Raw genomic sequence first — 23,682 nt, 5'->3', positions numbered from 1 at the left:
ATGACTGGGCGGAGATACCTGGAGCGCGGCGCGCCGGTGACGGTCGTGATCGCGTTCAACGCCCGACGCGCCCCGGTCGTCGGTGGCGGGTGGCTGGACTTCTGCTGGCCGGGCCGGCGGCCCGCGGCGGGACCGCGGAACGTGGCGATTCGTCGCGGGGACGGCACCTTGGTGGTCCGTCCGTTCCGTGGCCTTACCCGCCCGCCCGAGGTCCGGCAGGACGCGCTGTTCGAGGTGACGGCATGACCAACGTGAGCACTGCGCCGGTCAAGGCGTTCAGTTTCGGCGGGGGTGTGCAGTCGATGGCCGCGCTGGTCATGGCCGCGTCCGGGGAGCTGGACTATCGCACGTTCATCATGGCCAACGTCGGGGACGACTCCGAACACCCCGGCACCCTGCGCTACCTGCACCGCTACGCCATCCCCTACGCACGCGAGCACGGCCTTGAGCTGGCCGTACGGGATCGCATCATGAAGCGAACCCGCACGGTGCGCACGCTGTTTGAGGACCTGACGCGGCCGGGGTCGCGTTCGTTGAAGATCCCGGTTCGGATGTCCAACGGGGCCCCCGGCACCCGGTCGTGTACCGCGAGCTTCAAAATCGAGGTCATCGGCGACGAACTCAAGGCCCGCGGGGCTACGCCGGAGCATCCGGCGACGGTCGGGATCGGCATCAGCCTGGATGAGATCGGCCGGGCGAACAAGCGGCGCTGCGAGCCGTACGAGCGGGTTGAGTATCCGCTGTTGGAGCGCGGTATCCGGCGGATCGACTGTGCCCGGATCATCCGTCGTGCGGGGCTGCCGGTGCCGCCGAAGTCGGCGTGCTGGTTCTGCCCGTTCAAGCGGCCGGAGAACTGGCACGACATGCGCCGCGATGAACCCGAGCTGTTCGAGAAGGCGTGCCAGCTCGAAGAGCTGCTGAACCGCCGCCGTGACGAACTCGGCAAGGACCACGTGTGGCTCACCCGGTTCAACCGGCCGCTACGCGAGGCCATCCCGGACGGCGTGGACACGCTGCCGTTCGATGACGACGACGCCGGCTGTGACTCCGGCTGGTGCATGACCTGAACCTGACCAGCGGGGCCCGGCCGACTCCCCGACCAAAGCGAGCGGCCGGGCCCTGCCTTCCCTCCTGATCCGGAAGGACATTGCCAGTGAAGCATCCCGACGACGACCATGAACTCTTCAACCGACTCGAAGCGGAGATGTCGGCCGACTCCGGGGGCGAGGTAGTCGACCTCGACAAGGCCCGTTCCGCCCGCGACCGGTCGGCCGACTCGCCTACCCGACTCGACACCCTCGGGTCGGCCGACTCCGACCCGACCGGGTCGGGTGAGGAGTCGGCCGACCCGACCGCCCGCCCGTACGTGGATCTGCCGACCCCGAAGTCGGCCGGGCCCGGCTACCTCGGTCGGCTCCTCGGGGCGAAGCGGCGGGCGGTCGTTCCGCCGTGGCTGAAGTCCAAGGAGGAGCTGAAGACGGCCGCATCCTGGGTGGCCCGGCACTACGCGCACGCCGCCGGCTACCACGCGCTTCGCTCCCCGGTCTACGCCGCCCGACTCGCGTTGCAGGCCCCGACCGGCACCGCCCGGTTCATCGGCGGCACGCTGCGGTGGATGGCCGACCGGGAAGGCGAGCCGGTCCGACTCGCCGCCGTCCGCGCCGAGGACGCCGACCGCTACCTCAAGCTGTCTCGGCAGCGTGACGGGCGCGTGCGACTGCGCACCCTCGTCGCGGTGCTGGCGCTCTTCGTCGGGTTGGGTTCCGCACTGGCCATCTACGTGCTTGCCCCCGGCTGGTTGCAGGCCATCTCGGTGGGCGCGGTGACAATGGCCCTCGGAGCCGCCGGCCGTAAGGCCGACGCCCCCGTCATCCACCGCGCCGTCGAACTGCCCAAGGCGACCAAGCTCACGTCGGACATCGTGCTGCGCGCGCTGGGATCGCTCGGGATCTCCCCGATCAACCAGGCGCAGGCCAAGGGCCGGGACGGATTCGAGTTCACCGCTCCTATCACCCGGGACGGGCCTGGCTGGCGTGCTGAGGGCAACCTGCCGCACGGCGTGACGGTCACCGACATCATCGAACGCCGCGAGCGCCTGGCGTCCGGGCTGCGCCGCCCGCTGGGCTGTGTGTGGCCCGAAGCGGTGCCGGATGAGCACACGGGGCACCTGGTGCTGTGGGTCGGGGATCAGGACATGTCCAAGGCGAAGAAGCCCGCGTGGCCGCTGGCCAAGTCCGGGACCGTGGACCTGTTCAAGCCGGTCGCCTACGGCACCGACCAGCGCGGACGCTGGGTCGCGGTGACGCTGATGTACATCGCCGGCGTCATCGGCGCCATCCCTCGCATGGGCAAGACGTTCCTGCTGCGCCTGTTGCTGCTGATAGCCGCCCTGGATCCGCGGGCTGAGCTGCACACCTACGACATGAAGGGCACCGGCGACCTCGACCCGGTCGGCGACGCCGTCAGCCACCGCCACGCCGCGGGCGACGACGACGAGACCATCAACTACGTCCTGGCTGACCTGCGCGAAGTGCGCGAAGAGCTGCGCCGGCGCACGAAGGTGATCCGCTCTCTGCCGCGGGACATCTGCCCCGAGTCGAAGGTGACCAGCGAACTCGCCTCGAAGCGCTCCCTGGGCCTGCACCCCATCACCATCGGGGTGGACGAGTGTCAGGTGCTTTTTGAGCACCCCGAGCACGGCAAGGAGTTCGAGGAAATCTGCACTGACCTGGTCAAACGCGGCCCCGCGACCGGGATCGTGCTGCTGCTCGCCACCCAGCGGCCGGACGCCAAGGCACTGCCCACCGGCATCAGCGCCAACGCGAGCGCGCGGTGGTGCCTGAAGGTCATGGGCCAGTTGGAAAACGACATGGTCCTGGGCACCTCCGCGTACAAGCGCGGGGTGCGCGCGACCATGTTCGCCTGGGGAGACAAGGGCATCCACTACTTCGTCGGCGAAGGAGCCGACGCCCGCATCGTCTCCAGCGTGTTCGTCGACGCCCCCGCCGCCGACGCCATCGCCGGCCGGGCCCGCGCCGCCCGCGAACGCGCCGGCACCCTGTCCGGGCACGCGCTCGGGGAGGCCCCGGAACCGGCCGCCCCCGCGTACGACCTGCTCGCCGACATCCTCGCCGTTGTTCCCGCCGGTGAGGCCAAGGTGTGGTCCGAGACCATCGTGACCCGCCTCGCCGAGCTGCGGCCGGACGTGTACGACGGGTGGGAGCCGGAGACGCTGTCCGCCGCGCTCAAGCCGCGCGGGATCTCCACGATCCAGGTGGGCCGCCGCCAGGACGGCAAGGTCGTCAACCGGCGCGGCATCGACCGCTCCCACATCACCACCGCGATTGCGGAGCGTGACGGAAGCCGAGACGCGGGCTGAGGTTCGATCACAGCTAACGCTAGCGGGACACCCCGCTAGCGTTAGCGACCGCCTTAGCGCTCCACACCGCATCTGATCAGGACGCTAGTAGCTAGCAGCCCACCTGCGACAACCCCACGAAACCGCCTGGGAGGGCCCTTCATGACCCCCGCCCTACTCGCTATCGCCTGCCTACTCGCCGTCACTCTTGGTTACAGCGGTCTGTGTGCCGTCTCGCCGTTCGGAGCCTGCCGAAAGTGCCGCGGATTCGGCTACGCGACGCGCACCAACCGCCGCGGACAGCTCAAGCGCGGCCGAAGCTGCCGCCGCTGCCGCGCCACCGGCCGCCGCATACGCACCGGCCGCTGGCTCTACAACCGCTGGGCCCGCATCCACCGCGCCGGCACCACCCAGCCCTGCACGGAGGTCACGCGATGAGCTTCACCGTCTCCGCCGTACTGCTCTTCGGCGTCGCCTCGTTCTTCGCCGTCCGCACCAAGGCCGCCGGCGCCGGCGCCGCGGTGCTGGTGTTCCTCTTCGGGTTCTTCACCGCCGGCACCGGCGCGTACGAGCCCATCCGCGACCTGGTCCAGGCCACCGCCGAAGCGGCCCGCGCCCTGGGCAACTGACAGGAGACAGAGCCATGAACGAACCCGTCCTACGGCCGGGCCCGCCGACCACGCCCGTGTACGACCCGGCACCGCACGACCCCTACGCACCGGAGCCTGCCGGGGTGGAACTGGCCACCGAACGCAAGCGGGTGGTGTGGGTGCCGGACGCCTACGGGCGCATGGTCCCCATGCCCAAGCACCTTGCCCCGGCGCCGATGACCCGCCCCGAACCCCGCGACCTGACCCCGCTGCCGCTGCTGGACCCCATCGCGCAGCGCTTCGTCGCCGCTGGGGTCGGCGGCGGTGCTCTGTCCGCCGGTGTCGGCTGGGGGGTCGGTGAAGTCGTCTCCGCTGCCGCGGGGTTCGGCTCCGGCACCGTCATGTGGATCGCGCTGGCCGTCATCGCCTGGCGCATGCCCGTCCGGGCCATAGGCGATGGGCGGCGCGGCAGCACGGTCCACATCCGTAAGGCCACGTTCAAGCGCGGCCACTTCCACGGCTGAGCGCGTGACTGCCTAGGCGGCTGCGAGTGGGAACCCAGCGAAATCCCCCGCAGCCGTCTGCGTCACCAGGCTGATGCTCTCCGTCTCCAGCAGTGCACGCAGGTCTGCGGAAGGCTCCTCGGGCAACAGGATGGCCAGCCGCAACCCGTCAGGCACCTTGATGTGGCGCCGGTAGTCGAGCAACTGCCCGATCGCCATCCGCACATGTTCACGGCTGGCCTTGCCCTTGGCCTCGTACAGGACGTTGTCGGTCGCGTCGTACAGGTCGGTGAGGAAGGTTCCCCGCTCGCCTTCCACGCGGATCTGAAACCGGTGGACGACATGCCCGTGGGCGGCCAGATGTGCTTCAAAGGCGGTGGCCAGTTCACCCTCACGCCGGTGCACGGTCCGCGGGCCGCCGGTGACGTCCGCGGTCGTGGAATCGGTGCTGTGCTGTTCGGTGGCGACTGCCGTTGCCGACGTTGCGGCAGGAACCTGCGTTTCCGTCGGGACTGGCAACGTCTCGCTCGACGATGCCGGCGTCAGCGTGTCCTTGGACGTCAGAGCAAGCGTGACCCCGGGTGCGGGCCGCAGCCGAAAGACATACAGCCGGCGGCCCGGCTTCCCGTCAACCCGAGTCCAGCGTTCCTCGTACGGCTGTACCGGGTCGACGACGACCTGACCGAGGTAGCGCTGAATCACCGTGTCACTGTTCGGCGGATTGCCATCAGCGACGAACAGGTGCACGTCTCGGCCGGCCTGTACGTGGTTGAGCAAGGAGCGGTTGCGGTCGGTCATCTGCTGGTCGCCGGTGCCCTGCCCGGCGCCCGTGTAGAGGTACAACACGCCGAACTCATCGTCGTCCGCGCGACCGTCGAAGGTGTAATCGTGCTCCGCGCCGGCCGCCGGGTCGGAGAACACAAAGATGTTCTGCGACTGGTTCGCCGGCACGATCCCGCCGCCGTACTGCGAGCCGCCGTAGGCCGCAGCCAACTCTGCCCGCGTCGTGGTAGCTCCCTGAGCAAGGTCAAGACTCGACATACCGCGAATCTAGCCGCCCCCGCTGACAACGCCCTCACCCCGCCCGCACCGCCGGACCTAGCAGGGGCGACCCCCACTCACGCCAATGAACCGGGGCCGCCCCATCCACCCGTCCCAACAGACCAGTGGAGGACTCCAGCATGACCCAACCCGACGACACCCGGCGAGATCGCAGCGGTGACTGCCTCGCCGCGCACCAGCGCACCGCCCTGGACCTCGCCGCCTCCGGCCTCCCTGCCCTGCCCCTGCGGGTGGGGAAGGTGCCGTTCGGCAACTGCCGCCGCTGCGCGGGCAACGCGTGCGGCGGCCGGCCGAACATGAAGACCCCCGGCCCTTGCACCTGCCCCGCGCCGTGCCACGGCTGGGCCGCCGCCACGACCGACCGGGACGTGATCAGGTCCGGTATCTGGCGGCGTGCGTGGGTGCAGGCGGCTGCGGTCGCCTACCACCCGGGCGGTGCCGGGCTCACCGTCGTCGACCTCGATGACGCCGGCGCCGTGGCCTGGGCCCGCGAGACCCTGCCGCCGACTCAGACCGTGCCCACCACACGGGGTGAACACTGGCTCTACCTCGGGCGCATGCAGTCCACCAACGCGGTCCGGCCCGGCGTCGACATCAAATCCACGATGGCCTACGCACGCTGGCTCGGCTTCGGCACCGGCACCATGACGGAGCTGCCGGACGCGGTGCGTGAGCTGGCCGTCAAGCAGCCGCCCCTGGTTCGTCCGGCGGGAGTCGTCGCCGTGGCGGTGCCGGGCGGGCAGGGCCCGTGCCGGCACCGGACGCCCGCGTTCTTGGAACGGGGCATTGCGATGGCTGAGCAGCGCATCACCGAGGCCCGCAGCGCGGTGCACAGCACGGTCTACGGCACGTTCCTGGCCGTGCTCTCCACGCACGGCCGGTGCGGCTGTCTCACCGACGCGCACGTCGCGCGGCTGTTCACCGCCGCGCAGGCCAAGGGGGAAACGGCCCGGCACTGCACCGATGCATGGACCAACGCCCGTACCAAGTTGGGACTGTAGCGATGTCCGACGACGACAAGACTCCCGCACGGGTGGTCATCGCCGACTACGCCCAGGAGCACTTCCGGTACTTCCGCACCGCGGACGGGACCGTGTTCGCGCAGAAGAACGGTCACCCCGTGGCCCGCCCCATCCGCTCTCAGGGCACCTCGGGCAGCCACCGCCAGGAACTCATGGTCGGTCTGTTCCACGACGGATGCGGCGTGTTCAACGGGACTGCGCTCAAGGAGGCGTTGGATTTGATCGAAGCGCTCGCGATGAGCCAGGAAGTACAGCAGGTCCACATCCGTGTGGCGCCGGGCTTCGACGGCGCGACGTGGCTGGACCTGGGCCGCAACGACGGGAAGTCCGTCCGTATCCACCCCACCGGGTGGGACATCGTCACGCCCGATCCGGCAGAGGTGTGCTGGCGCCGGACTCAGCTCACGGGGGAGTTGCCGCTGCCGGCGAAGGACACCGACGGCAAGGGGATCGATCTGCTGTTGAGGCTGTGCAACTTCGCGACTGCCGAGACCGAGTGCCTGGCCGTGGCGTGGCTTATCGGCTGTCTCGGGCCGTCCGTGCCCGTGCCCGCCCCGTTCCTGACCGGCCCGCAGGGTGCGGGGAAGTCGACCGGCGGGCGGATGCTGGTGCGGATCATCGAGGGCATGAGCGCAGACCTGCGCCGCGCCCCGAAGGATGAGGAGAACCTGATCGCGGCCGTGGCCGCCGGATGGGTCACCGCGCTGGACAACCTCTCCCACGTGGCTCCGGATCTGTCCGACCTGATGTGCTGCATCGTCACCGGCGCCGAGACCATCAAGCGGGCCCTGTACACCGATGGCGACGTCGTACGCGCCCGCTACCGCCGGCCGCTGCTGCTGACTGGCATCGACGTGGGCGTCATCCGGCCCGACCTCGCCGAACGGCTGCTCCCGCTCCGTCTCGAACGCCCCCGCACCCGGCGGACCGAAGCGGAGCTGTGGACGGAGTTCGAAGAGGCCCTGCCGGTCGTTCTCGGCTCTCTCCTGGACCTCACGGTCCAGGTCCGAGCCGCCGAAGCGGAGATCCCCACGGATCTGCGCATGGCCGACTTCGCGCACCTGTGCGCGCAGCTCGACGCAGCGACCGGACTGGGAGCGCTCAGCGCCTACCGGGCGAGCCTGGACGACCTCAACGACGACGTCATCGAGGGCGACCTACTCGCGCAGACCGTCCTGCAGCACGCCGCCAACCTTGCCCCCGGTGCTGAGGAGCGTATGACCTCTGCCGAGTGGCTGCACTGCCTCACACGCCTGTACACGGGCGAGGAACTGCGTCCCCTGCCCAAGGGGTGGCCCACTACGGGAAAGGTCCTCTCAGACCGGCTCAAGCGCCTTCAGCCCACCCTCGCCGCCCGCGGCGTACTCATCGACTGGGGACGCATCAACAAGGCCCGCTACATCGAGATGACCCGCACCGCAGCGCTGCCCCCGCACCAGCAGGAGCCGATGCTCTGACTGCCGCCGCGCGGCGTGTACAGGCAAGAAGAGCACCACGGCCAGGGGTGCTCTTCTTGTAGTTCGGCGGCTCGCCGCTGCCCAAGGGTCGCGCCGCGAAGCGGCTCCTTCTTCACGCTCTGAGCAGAACGCACCCCGTACAGACATCTCCCTCTCTTGTCCGAAGAGAAGGAACGCTGCGTCACCTGCGTCACCCACGACCCGGAATCAACCGGTGACCTGCCGCAACGGCGGTGACGCAGGACGGCGAAGCCTGCGTCACCTCGCGTCACCTGCGTCACCGATAACGCGACGGCTGCGTCACCGGTGACGCAGACGCCAACCCTCTGCGTCACCGAAAGCCGCAGGCCAGAGGGCGTCAGTGACGCAGATGACGCAGTGACGCAGAAATCCGAACTTCGGACAGGAGCGAGCCACGCCAAGGAGGCGACCCCATGGCACGCCCGCAGATGCTCAAGCTCCCCGAAGTCCTCACCGAGATCGGCATGAGCCGCGCGGCCTTCTACCGCATGCGCGCCCGCGGCAAGGCACCCCGACTCGTCAAGCTCCCGAACGGTCACCTGCGGTGCCGGCGCAGCGACCTGGACGACTGGTGGAACGGACTCGACACCCCGGCGTACTGACCACCATGGGGCCCGGCGAAAGCCGGGCCCCATCCGTAAGAAAGGCCCCCGATGGGGACGACGTACGACGTGCGTATCTGGTCGGTCCGGCAGCGCAAGGACCGGGGCCAGACCTCTGCAGAACTGCGCTGGAAAACGAGCGGTACTGCTCACTCTCAGACGTTCAAGACCAAGACGCTGGCGGATGGCCGCCGGGCGGAACTGCTCAGGTCGCTTCACGCTGGCGAGCCTTTCGACGTGACGACCGGGCTGCCGGTTAGCGAGTTGCGGCGGCAGAAGGACGTGAGTTGGTACCAGCACGCTCGCGACTACATCGCCCTGAAGTGGCCCCACTCGCCTGGATCGACCAGGCGCACGCTCGCAGAGGCGATGGCCACCGTCACGCCCGCGCTCGTGAAGGACAGTAGGGGCATGGCCGACCCCAGAGTTGTACGAGCGGCGCTGTACGGGTGGGCCTTCAACAAGAACCGGTGGCAGGAAGAGCCTCCGTCCGACGTAGCGAAGGTTCTCGACTGGTTTGAGCGCAAATCGCTGCCCATCTCGGCATTGGCCGACCGGATGCACGCCCGTGACGCGCTCGACGCGCTGACGAAGAAGCTCGACGGACAGACGGCGGCCGGCGCCACCATCCGGCGGAAGCGGGCTATCTTCTACAACGCCCTCGGGTACGCGGTCGATGCTGAGCGATTGGCAAGCAACCCGCTCGACCAAATTCAGTGGACCGCCCCGGAGCAGGTTGAAGAAGAAGTGGATCCGGCGTGCGTACCGAATCCCCGGCTCGCCGTGGCTCTGCTGGACGCGGTACGGGCGCAAAGCCCGCGCGGCCGTCGCCTGGTGGCCTTCTTCGGCTGCATGTACTACGCCGCTGCCCGTCCGGCTGAAGTCATCGGATTACGTCGCGACGACTGCGACCTTCCTCGCCGTGGCTGGGGGGCTCTCCGGCTGCGAGAGACGCGCCCGCGCTCCGGGTCGGCCTGGACCGACACCGGACGCCCGCACGACAAGCGCGGACTCAAGCACCGGCCCCGGAAGGCGGTGCGGGCCGTGCCCATCCCGCCCGAGCTGGTCGCTCTCCTGCGCTGGCACATCACCGCGTACGGCATCGCGCCGGACGGCCGGCTGTTCCGTACACAGCGCGGTGGACTCATCCAGGACACCGGATACGGCGAGGTGTGGGCGGAAGCCCGCAGACGCGCGCTGACGCCCGCGCAGAGCGCTTCCCTGCTCGCCAAGCGGCCGTACGACCTCCGGCACGCCGCCGTGTCGACGTGGCTCGGCTCCGGTGTGGAGCCGCAGGAGGTGGCGCAGCGGGCAGGGCACAGCGTCGCCGTGCTGTTCCGCGTCTACGCGAAGTGCCTGGACGGCGCGGCGGCCACGGCGAACGCCCGGATCGAGGCTGCGCTGCGCGCCGCGCGGTAGCCCGTGGGGCTGCCCCACACCTGCCCCATAACGGCTGGTCAGGACGCGAGGCAGGGTGAGACACACCGGGATATTCCGGGGTGAACTCACGCCCGCCGGGGACTGGGTATGCGAAAGGGCCCGTAGCAGCGTTCATGCTGGTCACGGGCCCTTTTCCATGTGTGGCGGCGCCAGGATTCGAACCTGGGAAGGCTGAGCCGGCAGATTTACAGTCTGCTCCCTTTGGCCACTCGGGCACACCGCCTGGGGATGTCGCCTGGTCCGGCCGCTGGGGCTGCCCGGCAACGTCGTCAACCATACCCGATGGCCGGGGGTGGTTCGCCACTCGGTTGTGGGGCTCGTGGGTCGGGTGGGGTGGCTAGGCTGGGCTACGGCCCCGGGGATCGGGGTGCGGTACCAGGGAACCAGTGCACGAGGAGCGCACCGAAGATGGCCGACTCCAGTTTCGACATCGTCTCGAAGGTCGATCGGCAGGAGGTCGACAACGCTCTCAACCAGGCGGCCAAGGAGATCTCGCAGCGCTACGACTTCAAGGGCGTCGGCGCCGCCATCGCCTGGTCCGGGGAGCGGATCGAGATCCGGGCCAACGCCGAGGAGCGGGCCAAGGCCGTGCTGGACATCTTCCAGTCCAAGCTGGTCAAGCGGGGGATCTCGCTGAAGGCTCTGGAGTCGGGGGAGCCGCAGGCGTCCGGGAAGGAGTACAAGCTGTACTCCACCGTCAAGGAGGGCATCTCCCAGGACGACGCGAAGAAGCTCGCGAAGATCGTCCGCGACGAGGGGCCCAAGGGGGTCAAGGCCCAGGTGCAGGGGGACGAGCTGCGGGTGACCTCCAAGAGCCGGGACTCGCTCCAGGAGGTCATCAACCTCATCAAGGGCAAGGACCTCGACTTCGCCGTCCAGTTCGTCAACTACCGCTAGGTTAAGCGGCTGACCTGCGAAGTTTCTGCTTCGGGTGGCTCCTAGGGCATATCGAGGGCACGTGGGCGAGCGTGGACTCCACCGCCGCGCGGGTCGTGTCCTGGTCGTCAGCGCGTCACGCTTCCGGTCAACCGAAAGCCGGCAGCGGGAAGGTCCAAGCCGTGGACGAACGCCGGGGCTACGAGAAGATCGGCGAACAACAACCCTTCCCCGGCTCCCCGCTCTTCGCCGCCATGATGCGCGCCCCGCTGCACAGCGAGTGCATCGCGGATCGAGACGAGTTGCTCGGCGGGGGCGGCCGCGATTCGCGACCGCCCCCGCCTATGCGCCGGGTCAGCGAACTCGGCAGCGTCACCTACTGCCGAACCGGGCACCGTGACTCCCCACCGGTGCCTCGGGCAAGCCGGACCCGGGGCAGCCTCACTCGCAGCCGAACGCGACCACCGTCACTGGCACGGCCGCCACCCCGGTGTCACAGGTGTCGCTGCCGGCCGGAATGGTGACGACGAGGGGCCCGTCGATCAGGCCGGCGGTTCAGGTTCGCAGCCGAACCCGACCACCGTCACCGGCACGGCGGCCACCCCGGAGTCACAGGTGTAGCTGCCGGCCGGAATGGTGACGACGAAGGGGCCGTCGACCAGGCCGATCTTCGGCGCGCCCGGCGACGCGGTGCAGTCGAAGCCGGTAACGAGAGGGCCCACCGTCACGCCTCCGCCGCAGGTGTACGTCGGTACCTGTTGCTGTGTCGGCTGTGCGGCGACCGCCGTGCCGGTGGCCGAGGCCGCCAGCCCCAGTGCGGCCACGGCACCGACCGCCATGGCCCGCGCGGAACGCCTGTCCATGCGCATCCTGTTCATCACGATGTGCTCCTGACTGTGTGAGATCATCGTTGCCCACCGAATGCGCGAGAGAGGGTTTCCTGCCGGCATGCCCGGCTCAACGCTCGGCATTCAGTAGGATCAGCCTGAACCGGTCCTGATGACCTCGGCAGGGCGCGCGGCGGGCTCGAAGAGGCGTTTCCGGAAGCGCGGGTTGCGATTCCCAGGTCTGGTATTCAGTTCAGCGGCCCCCGCCGCCTTCCGGGGGCGGTGCTCACGAAGTGAATGGTTCGGGCACCCTGGTCGCGCCGGTGGTACTTCCGGGAGTTACGCGCTCCATCTTTCGGGTGAGTCTGCGCATTTGTTATTGCGCCTGAGTTCCTCGCGTGGAGTATTGAAATCGTGCATCTGGTGGGCGATTCACCATCGCCAGGGAACGTCAATTGGCGTTGTCACGTGCCGTATCCGCGTTCCTGACGAGGATATGGATCTGCCATGTGGTGTGTCGGCTTAAGGCGCCGGCTGGTCCGACGTGTGACCCATCGATCGATCTCTCGACCCCAGTGCGGCGCCATGCGTATTGCTCCTCCCGAATCGTGGAGTTCCGGATGCGCAAGGAAGAAGCGAAATCGAATCCCGAGCCATGGAGTGATCATGCCGATCTCACCCGATGAGGGATCGACCGGCGGCGGGTGCGCCGTCACCAACACGGCAACCAACCTTGCTGACCCCCCGGGCGTGACTTCCGGCACCGGAGGCGTGGTCATGACAGCCAGTACCGCGACCGCGTTCCCGGTGGCCTTCTCTCTCAGGGAGTGGTGGCGCAAACCTCCACGTCGCTACGCCGGACGGCGCCGGTGACACCGTGCGATTCTTCTGCATTCCCCTCACCCTCAAGTTCCGGCCTCTGCACAGAGAACGGCCCGGCAGAGGTGGCGACAGTGGCCGGTTCGCCGTCGCTGCGGCCGCGAGTTCCGCCGCCGAGCCAGTGATCGTCACCGTCGCCACGGCCAGTGTCGACGGTGACGGTCGCCGGCCCGGTGGCGACGCGGTCGCGTCGGGCGGTGCCCCGACGTGGAGGCCGGTCCGCACGCTTTCGGTTCGGCACCGAGATCGGTCCACGCGATCACCTCAGACGTTGAAACCCCTCGGCTGGTCAGCCGGCGAAGGCAGGAGCTTGGTTACGTATTTTTCATGACCGGGTGTACCGGAAGGGAAGTCCAGTGCCGCATTCGAAGATCGTCATTCTTGCCGATTGCCCGTTCGCGATTCCACTCCTGCCCGCGGCGGCCAGAGTGGATCACGAGAGCGAGGTCAAGATCATGCAGGGGAACGGCTATGAGCACTTCGAATTCATCGGCGAGTACATCGAGGTGAGCGGAATTCTCACACCGGTCTATCGATGGCGCAATCGCACCTTCATCGCGGAATGACTCTGCGCCGCCAGACGCACGCCTCAGACAAGGAGCGCCGATGAATCGATCCAGGAGTGCCCAGGACGTTGTCGTCACCGGTATGGGATTCTGCTTGCCAGGCGACAACGCACCCACTTTCACGGCCGACGATCTCTGGCAGGTCGCGTCACGCGGCGGCACCTTCCTGAGAGCCGCGCCCATGTACTACGGGTCCGTGGAACTCACCTCCGAGATGTTCACCGAACGCCTTCCCGACGTTCCCGAGTTCTTCTCCAGGCACTACACCGCGGCCCACCGCTTCGGCCTGGTCTCCTTCGTCGAGGCATGCGCGGACGCCGGGTTGGAGCTGCGCTCCCCGGCGCTCGCCCAGGCGGCCATCCTGGCGGGGCGCGGTGGTATCGATGCCAACATCGACAGCTACATGTCGGTGCTGGGCGCCGATCCGGAGAGCACCAGCCCGCAGGAGGCGATGGAGCTCTTCGTGGCGGCCGAGCAGGCCATGACGCCTTCCGACGTGTCCCTCGTCCAGGCGGCACTGACCTGTTCCACCGGCCCGTGCTTCACGATCTCGTGCGGCTGCGCTTCCTCCGCCGTGCAACTCGGCCAGGCGCGGCGGCTCATCGCCCAGAAAGAGGTGGAGGTCGCCGCCGTGACGGGCGTCGATGTCTTCAGCATCGACGTGATCGAAAAGGTCCAGCGGCTGCTGCACGGTGCCCAGCGCACGTACGACGCTCTGCGCACGGACGGGATGCCGGAGCTCGTCCCGTCCTTCGAGGACCTGATGCGCCCCTACGACCGCCGCGCCCGCAGCATCAACCACGGTGCCGGCTCCGCCACGCTCATCGTGGAGAGCCGCGGCCACGCCGAGCGGCGCGGCGCGCATGTCTACGGTCAGATCCTCGCCACGGCGATGACCCGCGACGGGCTGGCGAATCCGCTGGCCTGCGACGAAACGGGTGCCGAACTGGTCAGGGCCGTCCGTGCCTGCCTCGGGGAGACCTGGAGCCTGTCGCAGATCGGCTACGTGCACGGCGGCAGCGACGGCAACACCGTGGTGACCGCTTTCGAGTCCGCGGCGGTCAGGGAGCTGTACGGCGACTCCTCCGACCTGCTGATGACGTCGCAGGAAGGAATCTTCGGCCACAACGGCTCCGCGGCCGGCTGTCTGGGCGCCGCGCTGACGCTGTTGATGATGGAGCACGGCGAGGTGTGCCCGACGGCCAACTGCGAGCAGCCCGCCGACGGGCTCCCCTTCGATCCCGTGCCGGGCACGAGGACCCGCCCACTCGACTTCGACCACGCGTTCAGCTTCAACTACCAGGTCGGCGGCGTGAAACACGCCATGCTCCTGGGCAGCGCGGACGCGGTGTAGGGAGAGAGGCCAGTCATGGACGACAACCCACACGCGCCGGCCCGCGCGTACGACGAGACCGGCGCGCAGGCAGGCAGGGGAGTCCCCCACGCCGCGCCGGGGGGGCGTGGCGCGGAGATCGCCGTGCTCGGCGCCGGGTGCCGGCTGCCCGGCGACGCCGATTCTCCTGTGGCTCTCTGGCAACTCCTGGCGGACGGACGTGACGCCGTCGGCGAGCTGCCCTCGGACCGGGCGGAGCTGAGTGCGGGTGCAGACTCCCAGGTCCGCCCCTGGGGCGGGTTCCTGCGCAACGTCTCCGGCTTCGACGCCGACTTCTTCGGCGTCTCGGGCCGCGAGGCAGAAGTTCTCGACCCGCAGCACCGATTGCTGCTTGAGGTGGCGTGGGAGGCTTTCGAGCACGCCGGATTCCGCCCCGAGTCGCTCAACGGGATGCCTGTGGGCGTCTTCACCGGCATGAGCTACCACGACTACATGGACGGACTCACGGGCCACCCGCGCGAACTGGAAGGCTCTGTCCTGACCAACGGCCATTGTGTCGCCCCGGGCCGGATCTCCTACCTTCTCGGCCTGCGAGGGCCATCGCTCTCCCTGGACACGGCTTGTTCCTCCTCCCTCGTGGCGCTCCACCTGGCTGCCCAGTCCCTCAACGCGGGCGAGTGCGAACTCGCTCTGGCCGGGGGCGTGTCGCTTATCCTCCAGCCCCGGACCACGCAGTCGTTCGCGCGCATGGGCATGCTGTCGGCCGCCGGGCACTGCCACGCCTTCGACGCCGCCGCCGACGGCTTCGTGCGGGGGGAGGGCTGCGGTGTGGTCGTGCTGAAACGTCTCGCCGATGCGGTGCGGGCGGGCGACAGGGTGCTGGCCGTGCTACGCGGCTCGGCGGTCAATCAGGACGGCGCCTCGGAAGGACTGGCAGCGCCTTCCTCCGACGCTCAGCGGGCCTTGTACATCCGTGCACTGTCCGCGGCGGGCGTCGACCCGTGCGACGTCGGCATGGTCGAGACGCACGGCACCGGCACGCCGGTCGGCGACCCGGCGGAGTTCGCCAGTCTGGCCGCGGTGTACGGCGAGCGCCGAACCGATGGCGGCCGGTGCGCGCTGACATCCGTGAAGACCAACCTCGGCCATCTGGAGCCGGCCGCCGGTGTCGCCGGGCTGATCAAGGTCATCGGCAGTCTCGGCCGGGGCCTGATCCCCCCCAACCTCCACTTCACCGACTGGAATCCGGCGTGCCGGCCCGAGGGCACGCGGCTGTTCGTGCCCACCGGGCTCGTCGAATGGCCGGTCCGCTCCGGACCGCGGCTGGCTTCCGTCTCTTCCTTCGGATTCGCCGGGACCAACGCCCACGCGGTGCTTGAGCAGCCTCCCACCAGCAGGTCACGCGGCGGCCGGGGCAGGCCGAAGCCGACGGTGCCCCCGCCCTCGCCCGAGCCCGAGGTCTTCCTGGTCCCGGCCGGTTCGACCGCTGTGCTGCCGGACGCCGCGCTCCGCCTGGCCGAGTGGCTGGAGGGCGCCGGTGCGAGCGTGCCGCTGCGGGACGTCGCCCACACCCTCGCGATGCGGCGCAGCCCCGGCCGCGGCCGGCTGGGCGTCGTGGCCGATTCACACGGCCTGCTCGCGGAGTCGCTACGGACGTACGCCGCCGGACAGGCGGAGCCCCACGTGGTGACGGGCTCGGTCGGCTCGGGTATCTCCCGCCGGCCCGTGTGGGTCTTCTCCGGACAGGGCTCCCAACGGCCGGGAATGGGCAGCGGGTTGCTGGACACCGTGCCGGCCTTCGCCTCGGCGCTGGCGGAGGTGGACGAACTCATCACCGCGGAGGCCGGCTTCTCGGTGCTGGACGTGGTGCGCCGGGGCCGGCCGGTGAACGGCTGCGGACGGGTGCAGCCGGTGCTCTTCGCACTGCAGATCGCGCTTGCCGCCGCCTGGCGCGGCCACGGCGTGGAGCCGGCCGGGGTCATCGGGCACTCGATGGGCGAGGTGGCGGCCGCCGTGGTCGCCGGGGCGTTGTCGCTGGCGGACGGAGTACGGGTGATCTGCCGCCGCTCCGCACTGCTGGAGCGCGTCGCCGGTAACGGCGCCATGGCGAGCGTGGAGCTGGACGCGGAGACGGTCGCGGCGGAGATCGCCGCAGTCGGCGCGGACCCGGACACCCCCGCCGGACAGGTCTCGGTGGCGGTGCTCAGTGCCCCCGGCGTGACCGTGGTGGCGGGGGACACGGCCCGCGTGCACCGGATGGTGGAGGACTGGCAGGCACGTGGCGTCCCGGCGTCCACCGTCGCGGTGGACGTGGCCTCGCACTCGCCGCAGGTGGACCCCTTGCTCGATGATCTCCGTGCCGCGCTCGTCGATCTGACGCCCAGGTCACCGCATCTGCCCTTCTACTCGACGGTGCTCGACGACCCCAACGGCCGGCCGGCCTTCGACTCCGGCTACTGGTGCGAGAACCTGCGCCGCCCGGTGCGGTTCGCCGCCGCCGTGGCCGCCGCTGCCGCCGACCGCCACACGCTCTACGTGGAGATCTCGCCCCACCCCGTCGTGAGCCGGGCCCTCACCCGCAGCCTCGCCGCGCAAGGCGCTCAGGTGACCGAGCCGGTGGTGCTGCCCACGCTGCTCCGAGACGAAGGCGAACTTGCCACGCTGCGGGTCCAGTTGGCCGCCCTGCACTGCGCCGGGACCACCGTGGACTGGTCCGTTCTCTATGCGGATGCGCAGCTCGCGGATGTGCCCACCATCGCGTTCGACCGCACGCGCCATTTCACCCGCCCGGAGATCCCCCGACCTCGCTCGGAGGCAAGCCCGGGCGGCGCCGATGCCGACCCGCTCCCCGGCAGGCGTACGGAGATTCCCGGAACGCCGCACCGCCTGTGCTGGCACGGGGACACGGGCATCTCCCGCCTCCCCTGGCTTGCGGATCACCAGGTGTACGGCTCGGCGGCGCTGCCGGGCGCCGTCTACTGCGCCATCGCGCTGAGCTGCGCCTGCGACGCGTTCAACGCCGGACCGCACGAGGTGGAAGTCGCCGACGTGCGCTTCCTGGAACTTTTGCGCCTCACCGAGCGAACACCCGTCAGCACCACCGTGACACTGACGGACGCCGACCACGCGCAATGTGAGATCTACGCACGCGGCGAGAAGGACACCTGGGTACTGCAGGCCACAGCAGTGCTGCGCCGCCGCGCTCCGGTGCCGCGTTCTTCGCTCTCATCGGTCGGCTCCCTCGCCTCCGGGCATCCCCGGCGCCTCGACCCGCGCATCCTCTACGAGAGCCTGCGGGCCCGTGGACTCACACACGGGCCGGCCTTCACAGGGGTGCTGGGGCTGCGCGGAGCCGAGGACGGCGAGAGCTACTGGGCACAGGTCGAGGTCCCCCAGGAGGCCAGGCGGTCCGGGTACGGGTCTCTGCGTATTCATCCCGTGCTCATCGACCTGTGCGCCCAACTCGTTGCTGCACGGCTGATCGAGGAGGCCGATTCGGGGACGCTGCTCCCGGTAGGGATGCGGGACCTGCGTGTTCTGGGCGATATCGCCAGCACGGTGTACTGCCACGCACACATCGCCGAGACGAGCGACGATGGCCTCACCGGCAACGTGCGGTTGCTGGACCAGGCGGGCAGCCCCGTGCTGTCCATCGACGGCCTGAAGTTCACACGTCGCGCCGCCACGAACTCCAAGGCGGTGGACAGTTGGTTCAGCGGCATCAGATGGTCCGAGTCCCCGCGCCGCACCCCGTCGCGGGACCTGTCGGCGCCGACGATGCTGATCATCAGCGAAAGCGGGCAGGATGCCGAGAGTTCCCGTGCGCTGGCCCGCGCCATCGAGTCGGCAGGCGGGAAGGCAGCGGTGTGGAAGCCGCCGCCCGCTCAGGAAGGACTTCAGGGGCTGACGGCCTCACTCGTTGCGCGGCTGGAGGCATCCAAGGAGCCGCCCCGAGTGGTAGCGGTGCTGTGCCGGCAGGACGGGGACGGAGAGGCGGGGCAGGACCCTGCGGCGGTGGGCCTGCGGCAGGTCAGGCTCCTGCTCGCCGCCGCACAGGCGATCACGGGCGTGGCGGCCGGGCCGGTGCGCCTCTACGCCGTGACGAGGGGCTCCCGCCCGGTGCGCCCCGGCGATACGGCCGATCCCGCCCAGGGAGCGCTGCGCGGCGTGGTGCGTGTGCTGGCACTGGAGCATCCCGAGTTGCAGGCCACTCTGGTCGACGCGGACGCCCGCTCCGGCACGGACACGGGCAAGGGCGGCGACCGCGCCGCACTGCGGGAGCTGGCCTGTGAGCTGATGTCCTATCAGGTGCCCGACACCGAGAACCTTGAGGACGAGGTGGCGCTGCGCGGCGGGGCGCGGCACGTCGCCAGACTGGAGCGGACGCCACTGACGAAGGGCGAGCGGGTCCTGGCCGCGCGCATGGTGCGCAGCGGCGAGGACGGATTCCGGCTGCTTGTGCGCCGCCCCGGCGATCTGACGAGCCTGCGGCTGGCCGAGTCACCTCGGATCGCGCCCGGCGCCGGCGAGGTCGAGGTGCGTGTGACCGCCACCGGGCTGAACTTCCGCGACGTCCTGATCGCCCTCGGCGTGCTCCCCGGCGCCGGCGCCGGGGACGGAGCGACCGGTGCCTTCGACGGGATCGGTTTCGAGTGCGCGGGTGTCGTCACGGCCGTCGGTCCCGGCGTCGAGCGATGCTGCGTGGGGGACGACGTACTCGCCGTGAGTCTGGAGGGGGGCGCCTTCGCCTCCTTCGTCACACTGCCGGCCAGAGCCGTCGCTTCGATCCCCCCGGGCCTCGGCGCCGTCGCCGCCGCCGGGCTGCCGATCCCGTTTCTCACCGCGTGGTACGCGCTGCGCCATGTCGCGCGGCTTGCCCCGGGGGAACGCGTGCTGATCCACTCGGCAACCGGCGGGACCGGACTCGCGGCCATCGCCGTGGCCCGGCATCTGGGGGCGGAGGTGCTGGCCACCGCGGGCAGTGAAGAGAAACGCAGCCACCTGCGGGCGATGGGAATCGCCCAGGTGATGGATTCCCGAACGCTGGACTTCCGGGACCGAACCCGCGAGGCAACGGGCGGAGAAGGCGTCGACGTGGTGCTGAACTCACTCTCGGGAGCGGCCATCAGAGCCGGGCTGGAAACACTCCGCCCCTTCGGACGCTTCATCGAGCTGGGCGTACGCGACATCCTCTCCGACGGGCTGCTCGGGCTCTCGCCGCTGCGGCACAACATCACGTTCCGTACCGTCGACCTGATCGAACTTCAGCGGTCACAGCCGGAGGTGTTCGACGAGGTGCTACGGGAGGTGCTCGGCCAGTTCACGGCGGGCGAACTCGCGCCGTTGCACTCCACGACGTTTCCGCTCACTGCCGCCTCTCAGGCGTTCCGGCTGATGGCGGGAGCACGCCACCTGGGCAAGGTGGTGCTGACCACGCCCGCGCAGGGCGAGACCGTCGCCGTGCTGTCTGCCGAGCCGGTGACCGCGCGACGAGACGGGGCGTACATCATCACCGGCGGCCTGCGCGGCGTGGGACTGGCCACCGCGCAGTGGCTGGCCCAGCAGGGCGCCGGTCACCTGGTGCTGAACGGGCGTACCAGGCCCACTCCCCAGGCCACGGCAACGCTGCGCGACCTCGACGCCCAGGGCACCAAGATCACGGTCGTGCTGGGCGACATCGCCGAGCAGCAGACCGCGGAGCGCCTGGTGGCCGCGGCCGGGAAACAGCCGTGGCCGCTGCGGGGTGTCGTGCACGGTGCAATGGTGCTGGCGGACGCCGCCGTCACCACACTGGACGAGGAGAGGCTCCGTAAGGCATGGAAACCGAAGGCCGACGGCGCATGGCACCTCCATCGGGCGACCGCCTCGCACCGGCTCGACTGGTTCGTCGTCCACTCCTCCATGGCGTCACTGCTGGGCAATCCCGGCCAGGCCGGGTATGCGGCGGCTAACGCATGGCTGGATGCCTTCGCGGCCTGGCGAACGGCTCTCGGGCTGCCCACACTGGCGGTCAACTGGGGCCCTTGGGGTGAGATCGGGGTAGCCACCGATTTCAGCGAACGCGGATACCAGACCATCCCTACGGAGATGGGGTTCCGGGCGCTGCAGGAACTGCTGGTGCACGAAAGTGTCCAGGCCGGGGTTATTCCAGGGGACGCCGGGACGTGGATTCCCAGAGTCGGCTGGGGCAGGGATTTCTTCAGCCTGGTCAGGCCGGACGGGGATGCCGGGGCGAGTGGGAGTGAGGAGAGCCCGGGGGAACTGGTGGAGCGGCTGCGCTCCATGCCGGCGGGCACCGACCAGCGGCGGGCGCTGGAGACGTTCCTGGCCGACCACATCCGCGCGGTGCTTCGGATCGGCGCTACGAGGATCGACCCGCAGACCCCGCTGCGCAGCCTGGGCTTCGACTCGCTGCTGGCCACCGAGGTACGGGCTCGCATCGAACCGGTCCTTGGCGTGCGCCTGGCCGGCGACTTCGTGTGGCGGCACCGTACCCTTGCCGCACTCGCGGAAGGGCTGTCCGAACGTCTGGGACTGACTCCTTCCTGAGTGCGCTGCATTCCTGACGGGCTCCGGGACGTGCGCAAACCATTCCCGGAGCCCGTCGTCCACGAGTGCACCGTCCAGCGGGTCGTCGATTGATGCGGCGTCACCCGCCGCCGTCGTCTACCGCCGCTCCGGCAAGGCTCTGCCGTATCAGCCCGCGCTGCCCCGAACGTCGCCGGCCGCTACCTTGTCGCCGGGGTCTGAGGCGCGGGGCAGGCGTCGGCAACGTGCCAGCGGCCCAGGTCGGTCTCCACGGCCCGGGCCTCCCCTTCTCGCTGCCTGCCCAACGTGGTTGCGCTGTCGGCCATCCGGGCCTCGAACGCCCGCTGCGCTTCGCTGTCCCGGTTGCGTTGCAGGCGTCCGCGGAAATCGCTCAGATATCCCATGCCGAGGTGGGAGCGCAATCCGCCGAGCAACTCCAGTGCGCGCAAGGCGTGGTGACACCCCTCCGTCACCTCACCGGCCTCGGCTCGTGCGGTGGCGAGTAACAGCAGATCGATGGCGCGACGGCGTACGTCCCTCCGCGGCAAGCCGTCAAGCGCCGTCTGAGCCCAACGGGCCGACTCCGCCGGACGGCCCAGATCCCGGTAGCAATGGGCCAGCCCGTCGGCCAGGTGCGCCGCGGTGAAGTCCGCGAGCCACTCGTGTTCCCCGTCCGCGGACGTGTCGTCGAATGTCTCGAGTGCGAGGTCTGCGCTCCGCTCGCAGGAAAAAGCGTCGCCAAGCAAGGCATGCCCGCGTGCCTCCGCCAGGTGAAACAGCGCCTCCAAGGAGGGCGTCGTGTGGCTGCCGGTGCCGCCACGGGCGGCGAGTGCGAGGGGTACCACTTCTCGTGGGTGACCGAGAAGCGGTGCGGTAGTGGACATACCGTCTGCCAGCACGAATCCACCGAGCGCGCGGTCGCCGGCAGCTTGAGCCAGCCTGAGTGCCTGGATGTAGTAACGCTGCGCCAGACTGGGCCTGCCGGTGTCCACCGTCATGAGGCCGGTGTGCTTGGCGAGTTGGGCGATGGCGGCGAAGAGGCTGCGGCCGACTGTCTCCGTGTAGGTGCCTGAGAGTAGTCCGGAGACGAATACGTTGAGGTAGTGCACCGCGACAGAACGCGTGTGGCCGCCGCCGAAGCTGCGGTCGAGTCCGGACAGCGCCAGGGTCGTCTCCCGCACCGCCTCCACGTCGGCGAGGTGCACCTGTGAGCCGCCCTCGCGGGAGACCTCCGCGTCGCATGCCGTGATGAGCCAGTCGCGGCTGGGGCCGATCAAGGTGGAGACCGCCACCGTAGGGCCGAACACCAGGCCCCGGGGGTCGGCGTCGCAGGACCAGAGTTCGCATGCCGACTGGATGGCCTCGCCCAGATCTGGTGCGAATTTCAGACCGACGTTACTCGCCAGGCTTTTCCCGTACGCCATTCCGATCTCGTCCAGCGATACGGTACGGTCGAGTTTCTCGCTGAGTACTTCGGCGATAATCACGGCCGTGCGGATTCGAGGACGCTGACCACGTACCCACCGGCTCACGGAGGTCTTGTCGTGACGCAGGTTGAGTCCGCGCTGGCTGCCCCGGATGTTCACTCGCCGAGCGAGTCCGGCATTCGAGATCCCCGCCTCATGCAACAGGGCCTCAAGTCTCTGATTCGGCTCACGAGAAACGACTTTACGGGCAGCCATCTTTTTCCTTTCAAAGAACCCCTGAGCGGAACGGCAGTGCCGTCACTCAACGAGGAAATTTGACCAAGCAGCCCCGTGCGAGAACCTAGACCTCCTGCAGGTATTCTTGTGTTTCCGCTGTCGCCTGGCAAGCGCGCCAAGTGGTGAACCGGAATCGAAGACGCATGTACCGGCGCGCAAGTAGCATTTGGGAAAGAAACGTTCCCTCGCGCACCAGTTTTCACCTTCTCATTGGTTATTCTTTTGAAATACAGTGTCCGTGGGGGCGCGCGGCACGATGAACGCGGGCCGGCACGTTCGCTGCACCGGTCGCGTTGCCGGGCGCGTTCGTGCAGGGCGGTCTCGTGGCGGCGGTGGTGTGGGTCGGCTGTGGGCGCCGCTCGGCCCATCGATCACGGCGAGCGGCGCCCGGTCAGCGAGGGTTCAGTAGACGGTGACGTCGTTGTCGATGTTGCCGACGGTGAAGTTGATCAGGCTGCCGCAGGCGAGGGCGCAGAAGCCGTAGGGCGGTGTGGGGGGTGTGGGGGAGGAGGAGATCACGACGGTGGTTTGGTCGTTGGAGGCGGCGCAGTTGTCGTTGCCGTTGTAGGCGGCGGTGATGGTGTGGGTGCCTGTGGTGGCGAAGTTGGTGTCGTAGGTTGCGGTGCCGTCGGGGGCGACGGGGACGGTGGCGAGGAGGTCGGGGCCGTCGAAGAAGGACACGCCCAGACCGCCGCTGGGGTCCTCCGGGCAACTGACCGTCGCCTCCAGTTCCACAGGTGCCCCGACGGCTGCGGTTGAGGGTGTTGCGGTGACCGAGGTGGTCGAGGGCTCCAGGGCTGCGGCCGGGGAGGCCAGACCGATGACTGCGGCCAGTGCGCAGAAGAGCGCTGCCTTCCAGAATGTCCATCGCTGCCAACGACTCACTGGTAGGGCTCCCTTGAACTGGGGGTTTTG

18 protein-coding genes and 1 tRNA gene are annotated in these 23,682 nt (G+C 69.4%); 14 read left to right on the top strand and 5 right to left on the bottom strand.

Annotated elements, in window-relative coordinates:
- The 6 genes from FB457_RS03495 to FB457_RS03470 all read left to right on the top strand — a co-directional run bounded on the left by FB457_RS03495 (nucleotide 1) and on the right by FB457_RS03470 (nucleotide 4,472).
- The gene (locus tag FB457_RS03495) at nucleotides 1-246 is read left to right on the top strand and encodes a hypothetical protein (RefSeq protein ID WP_145780752.1); all 246 of its coding nucleotides are present in this window, start codon (nucleotides 1-3) and stop codon (nucleotides 244-246) included.
- Nucleotides 243-1,067, top strand: coding sequence for a phosphoadenosine phosphosulfate reductase (locus FB457_RS03490; protein WP_145780750.1), 825 nt, complete (start codon nucleotides 243-245; stop codon nucleotides 1,065-1,067). Before FB457_RS03495 ends, FB457_RS03490 begins: the two co-directional genes overlap by 4 nt.
- Before the next feature lie 86 nt (nucleotides 1,068-1,153).
- Nucleotides 1,154-3,379: an FtsK/SpoIIIE domain-containing protein gene (locus tag FB457_RS03485; protein WP_186461917.1), complete on the top strand. Its 2,226-nt coding sequence runs from the start codon at nucleotides 1,154-1,156 to the stop codon at nucleotides 3,377-3,379.
- A 141-nt stretch (nucleotides 3,380-3,520) separates the two neighbouring features.
- The gene (locus FB457_RS35845; protein WP_145780748.1) at nucleotides 3,521-3,796 is read left to right on the top strand and encodes a hypothetical protein; all 276 of its coding nucleotides are present in this window, start codon (nucleotides 3,521-3,523) and stop codon (nucleotides 3,794-3,796) included.
- The gene (locus FB457_RS03475; RefSeq protein WP_145780747.1) at nucleotides 3,793-3,987 is read left to right on the top strand and encodes a hypothetical protein; all 195 of its coding nucleotides are present in this window, start codon (nucleotides 3,793-3,795) and stop codon (nucleotides 3,985-3,987) included. Before FB457_RS35845 ends, FB457_RS03475 begins: the two co-directional genes overlap by 4 nt.
- 14 nt (nucleotides 3,988-4,001) lie before the next feature.
- A complete protein-coding gene (locus FB457_RS03470) occupies nucleotides 4,002-4,472 on the top strand; it encodes a hypothetical protein (protein ID WP_145780745.1) in 471 nt (156 codons plus the stop codon).
- A 12-nt stretch (nucleotides 4,473-4,484) separates the two neighbouring features.
- Here FB457_RS03470 and FB457_RS03465 read toward each other — a convergent pair whose 3' ends face one another.
- The gene (locus FB457_RS03465) at nucleotides 4,485-5,492 is read right to left on the bottom strand and encodes an SRA domain-containing endonuclease (protein ID WP_186461916.1); all 1,008 of its coding nucleotides are present in this window, start codon (nucleotides 5,490-5,492) and stop codon (nucleotides 4,485-4,487) included.
- A gap of 140 nt (nucleotides 5,493-5,632) precedes the next feature.
- On the opposite strand from FB457_RS03465, the gene FB457_RS03460 reads away from it, so the two are divergent.
- From FB457_RS03460 to FB457_RS03445, 4 genes are all read left to right on the top strand, one after another.
- A complete protein-coding gene (locus tag FB457_RS03460) occupies nucleotides 5,633-6,514 on the top strand; it encodes a bifunctional DNA primase/polymerase (RefSeq protein WP_145780743.1) in 882 nt (293 codons plus the stop codon).
- Nucleotides 6,515-6,516: 2 nt separating this feature from the next.
- Nucleotides 6,517-7,992 carry an ATP-binding protein gene (locus FB457_RS03455; protein ID WP_145780741.1) on the top strand — a complete coding sequence of 492 codons (1,476 nt, stop codon included), beginning with the start codon at nucleotides 6,517-6,519 and terminating at the stop codon, nucleotides 7,990-7,992.
- Between the two features lie 434 nt (nucleotides 7,993-8,426).
- Entirely contained in the window at nucleotides 8,427-8,615 is a 189-nt protein-coding gene (locus FB457_RS03450; protein WP_145780739.1) for an AlpA family phage regulatory protein, read from the top strand.
- Between the two features lie 51 nt (nucleotides 8,616-8,666).
- Nucleotides 8,667-10,034 (top strand): site-specific integrase, encoded by a 1,368-nt coding sequence (locus FB457_RS03445; RefSeq protein ID WP_145780737.1) that lies wholly within the window; start codon nucleotides 8,667-8,669, stop codon nucleotides 10,032-10,034.
- A gap of 162 nt (nucleotides 10,035-10,196) precedes the next feature.
- Here FB457_RS03445 and FB457_RS03440 read toward each other — a convergent pair.
- Nucleotides 10,197-10,278: transfer RNA gene (locus tag FB457_RS03440), tRNA-Tyr, on the bottom strand.
- Between the two features lie 185 nt (nucleotides 10,279-10,463).
- On the opposite strand from FB457_RS03440, the gene FB457_RS03435 reads away from it, so the two are divergent.
- On the top strand, nucleotides 10,464-10,952 hold the full coding sequence (locus tag FB457_RS03435) for a YajQ family cyclic di-GMP-binding protein (protein WP_047017528.1): 489 nt from the start codon (nucleotides 10,464-10,466) through the stop codon (nucleotides 10,950-10,952).
- Nucleotides 10,953-11,473: 521 nt separating this feature from the next.
- Here FB457_RS03435 and FB457_RS03425 read toward each other — a convergent pair.
- Nucleotides 11,474-11,794: a hypothetical protein gene (locus FB457_RS03425; protein WP_145780734.1), complete on the bottom strand. Its 321-nt coding sequence runs from the start codon at nucleotides 11,792-11,794 to the stop codon at nucleotides 11,474-11,476.
- A 1,199-nt stretch (nucleotides 11,795-12,993) separates the two neighbouring features.
- On the opposite strand from FB457_RS03425, the gene FB457_RS03420 reads away from it, so the two are divergent.
- From FB457_RS03420 to FB457_RS03410, 3 genes are read left to right on the top strand one after another with little or no spacing between them, the layout of a single operon-like run.
- On the top strand, nucleotides 12,994-13,203 hold the full coding sequence (locus FB457_RS03420) for a DUF5988 family protein (RefSeq protein WP_047017530.1): 210 nt from the start codon (nucleotides 12,994-12,996) through the stop codon (nucleotides 13,201-13,203).
- Nucleotides 13,204-13,243: 40 nt separating this feature from the next.
- Nucleotides 13,244-14,557, top strand: a complete 1,314-nt coding sequence (locus FB457_RS03415; RefSeq protein WP_145780732.1) for a beta-ketoacyl synthase N-terminal-like domain-containing protein — start codon at nucleotides 13,244-13,246, stop codon at nucleotides 14,555-14,557.
- A 15-nt stretch (nucleotides 14,558-14,572) separates the two neighbouring features.
- Nucleotides 14,573-21,085 (top strand): type I polyketide synthase, encoded by a 6,513-nt coding sequence (locus tag FB457_RS03410; RefSeq protein WP_145780731.1) that lies wholly within the window; start codon nucleotides 14,573-14,575, stop codon nucleotides 21,083-21,085.
- Between the two features lie 179 nt (nucleotides 21,086-21,264).
- Here the strand turns inward: FB457_RS03410 and FB457_RS03405 are convergent, their stop codons facing one another.
- Together FB457_RS03405 and FB457_RS03400 are read right to left on the bottom strand one after the other, a co-directional pair.
- Nucleotides 21,265-22,746: a helix-turn-helix domain-containing protein gene (locus FB457_RS03405; protein WP_253911386.1), complete on the bottom strand. Its 1,482-nt coding sequence runs from the start codon at nucleotides 22,744-22,746 to the stop codon at nucleotides 21,265-21,267.
- Nucleotides 22,747-23,169: 423 nt separating this feature from the next.
- A complete protein-coding gene (locus FB457_RS03400; RefSeq protein WP_173534874.1) occupies nucleotides 23,170-23,652 on the bottom strand; it encodes an Ig-like domain-containing protein in 483 nt (160 codons plus the stop codon).
- Between the last annotated feature and the right edge of the window lie 30 nt (nucleotides 23,653-23,682).

The sequence above is a fragment of the Streptomyces sp. CNZ287 genome, from assembly GCF_007827615.1.
Note: the sequence above shows the minus strand (reverse complement) of the source record. Positions and strands in the feature narration are given on the sequence as shown.

Coding starts and splice junctions, on each gene's coding strand:
- FB457_RS03495 (WP_145780752.1), top strand. CDS start 1: ATGACTGGGCGGAGATACCTGGAGCGCGGCGCGCCGGTGACGGTCGTG.
- FB457_RS03490 (WP_145780750.1), top strand. CDS start 243: ATGACCAACGTGAGCACTGCGCCGGTCAAGGCGTTCAGTTTCGGCGGG.
- FB457_RS35845 (WP_145780748.1), top strand. CDS start 3,521: ATGACCCCCGCCCTACTCGCTATCGCCTGCCTACTCGCCGTCACTCTT.
- FB457_RS03475 (WP_145780747.1), top strand. CDS start 3,793: ATGAGCTTCACCGTCTCCGCCGTACTGCTCTTCGGCGTCGCCTCGTTC.
- FB457_RS03470 (WP_145780745.1), top strand. CDS start 4,002: ATGAACGAACCCGTCCTACGGCCGGGCCCGCCGACCACGCCCGTGTAC.
- FB457_RS03465 (WP_186461916.1), bottom strand. CDS start 5,492: ATGTCGAGTCTTGACCTTGCTCAGGGAGCTACCACGACGCGGGCAGAG.
- FB457_RS03460 (WP_145780743.1), top strand. CDS start 5,633: ATGACCCAACCCGACGACACCCGGCGAGATCGCAGCGGTGACTGCCTC.
- FB457_RS03455 (WP_145780741.1), top strand. CDS start 6,517: ATGTCCGACGACGACAAGACTCCCGCACGGGTGGTCATCGCCGACTAC.
- FB457_RS03450 (WP_145780739.1), top strand. CDS start 8,427: ATGGCACGCCCGCAGATGCTCAAGCTCCCCGAAGTCCTCACCGAGATC.
- FB457_RS03445 (WP_145780737.1), top strand. CDS start 8,667: ATGGGGACGACGTACGACGTGCGTATCTGGTCGGTCCGGCAGCGCAAG.
- FB457_RS03435 (WP_047017528.1), top strand. CDS start 10,464: ATGGCCGACTCCAGTTTCGACATCGTCTCGAAGGTCGATCGGCAGGAG.
- FB457_RS03425 (WP_145780734.1), bottom strand. CDS start 11,794: ATGGACAGGCGTTCCGCGCGGGCCATGGCGGTCGGTGCCGTGGCCGCA.
- FB457_RS03415 (WP_145780732.1), top strand. CDS start 13,244: ATGAATCGATCCAGGAGTGCCCAGGACGTTGTCGTCACCGGTATGGGA.
- FB457_RS03410 (WP_145780731.1), top strand. CDS start 14,573: ATGGACGACAACCCACACGCGCCGGCCCGCGCGTACGACGAGACCGGC.
- FB457_RS03405 (WP_253911386.1), bottom strand. CDS start 22,746: ATGGCTGCCCGTAAAGTCGTTTCTCGTGAGCCGAATCAGAGACTTGAG.